The following is a 568-nucleotide window of genomic DNA, read 5'->3' on the forward strand; positions in this document are numbered from 1 at the left end:
TCTACGTCGACATCCACCACACCTGGCGCGGCGAACTCAAGATCGACCTCATCGCCCCCGACGGCAAGATCTACCCCCTACAGGCCAACGACCCCAACGACAGCGCCGACATCCTGCACGAGACCTACCAGGTCAACGCCAGCGCCTCCCCCGCCAGCGGCACCTGGAAACTACGCGTGCAAGACGTCGAATACCTCGACACCGGCTACATCGACGGCTGGTCGATCCGGCTGCCCTGCTTCGGCAACTGGGACGACACCACCATCCCCGACCCCGGCACCGCCCAGTCAAGCATCGTCCTGGCCTGGATCAACGGCAACGCCCCCACCCGCACCCGCGTCCACGTCGAGATCCAGCACACCTGGCGCGGCGACCTGAAACTCGACCTCATCGCCCCGGACGGCAAGATCTACCCCCTGCGGGCCCCCGACGCCAAAGACGGCACCGACAACATCGACGAGAACTACTGGGTCAACGCCAGCACCTCACCCGCCAGCGGAACCTGGAAACTCCAAGCCGAAGACCTCGCCAAGGGCGACAAGGGCTACATCAACGGATGGACCCTGAC

The 568-nt window shown here is 65.1% G+C and carries 1 protein-coding gene; it reads left to right on the top strand.

What is annotated here, in order from left to right; all coding sequences use genetic code 11:
• A partial coding sequence (locus tag MTP10_RS41855) for a proprotein convertase P-domain-containing protein (protein ID WP_310717462.1) occupies positions 1 to 568 on the top strand: 568 nt, incomplete at both ends.

This window comes from Nonomuraea sp. 3-1Str, assembly GCF_031570565.1.
In the GTDB taxonomy this organism is placed as follows: Bacteria; Actinomycetota; Actinomycetes; order Streptosporangiales; family Streptosporangiaceae; genus Nonomuraea.